Annotated in this window: 1 protein-coding gene; it reads right to left on the bottom strand. The window is 64.9% G+C overall.

Annotated elements, in window-relative coordinates; all coding sequences use genetic code 11:
- The coding region (locus AC1D01_RS34335; protein ID WP_477873928.1) for a hypothetical protein at positions 1-1,426 on the bottom strand (1,426 nt) is incomplete at its 3' end.
- Between the last annotated feature and the right edge of the window lie 50 nt (positions 1,427-1,476).

Here is a 1,476-nt window from a genome sequence, read left to right as displayed (position 1 = left end):
GCGGCATCCGCTGCTCCTGGTCCAGCATCAGCAGGCCTTCGATCAATGCACGGCTCCTCGACTTGCCGGCACTGCGGGATCGATCGAACACGGCCTGCATCAGCAGGGGACGTGCCATCGCTTCCACGCTGCCCCGGCATGCGTGCTGCGTGAGCGTGCAGCGGAGCAGACTGCGCATCGGCCGGCGTCGCAGAGACAGGATGTTCGCGCCGAACCGGGCCAGGATTTCGTCCAACAGGAATGACGCTGATCCGGAATCCATGGCGACCGAGAACTCCACGCTCTCCACGATGAGCATGAAGCCCTCCTTTCGAGCATCCGTCTGGAACCAATGGTCCGACGCCAGCGCCAGCGTGCACATCACGACGGGAAGGTCGGACACATCGCTCTCCAGCATGGCCTGAACCACCTCGTGGTCGGCGAGAAGCTGGTCCAGAACCGCGGCGAATGCTGCTGTCTCCAGAACCTTCGGATCTGCGGCCGAGGCACGCAGCCCGAGTGCCAACACACTGCCGCGCAGCGCCGCATCGAACCGCTCGATGCCTTCGCCGAGCATCTGCACCAACTGCGACGCCTCGAAGGCCGCCGTGCGCTGGGCCGCTCGGCACAGCCGCAGATGGGAAAACGTCACCGCAGCCCGGCAAGCATCGGGTGTCCACGAAAACGTCCCGTCTTTCGGAACGCTGAACTTGCCCTGCCGCCATTCAACGCCCAGACGCGAAAAGCCCTTGCGCGACGCCTTGATCCGATCGTTCCGTCGCTTGTCACACGCTGCAGCGAAATGCTTCAGCTCCGGTGAATCGACCCCGTCTCCTTCGATCGTCGCTCGCTGCAAACCGAGCGTGATGCGTCTGCGCCCCGGACCAGCGTCGACCGCCGCCAGCTGCCCAGCCCTTGCCATGATCTTCCGGCGTTGTGCCGCGGTATGCGGCTGCCCCACCATCCCCTCCAGGACTCGACACATCCCATCGATCTCGCCGATCGGCAGGAGGTCTTTCGTACCGTCCGTGCCGACGAGAACCTGTTCGATCAGCATCTCCTCCATCTCCGCCAGCGCCTTCCTGCCTTGCACGTCGACCAGTTCGCATTCCCTCAACAAGCGGGCGTGAAGCAGGATGGGGCGAAGCGCCCGCACGGCCGGACCGTTCAGCAGGTCAATCGGTTTCGCGATGTCCACGATCAACTGAACGCACGGCAGATCGGTCGCCTTCAATGCGGTCAGATGCGTCAGGTGGGCCGCGAGCAACTGCAGCGCGAGATCGGGCCGCTCGGCACGATCGAAGGCGGCCGCCACTGTTGCGATGTCGCCCAGCGTGCCCACCCGCCACGGATTGAAGCCACGAATGCCGCGCTCGTCGCCCACCCATTGCTTGCAGCGCGGGCTGAGCGCCTGCAAGGAAAACAGCCGCCCCAGGGCATCGATCACCTCGTCTTTTCCCCGCCCTGCATCGATCCACAGCGGTGGCAGGCCCCAGA

It is taken from the genome of Rhizobacter sp. P3_B12 (genome assembly GCF_056402895.1).
The sequence above is the reverse complement of the archived record's forward strand: the minus strand, read 5'-3'. Positions and strand labels throughout refer to the sequence as shown.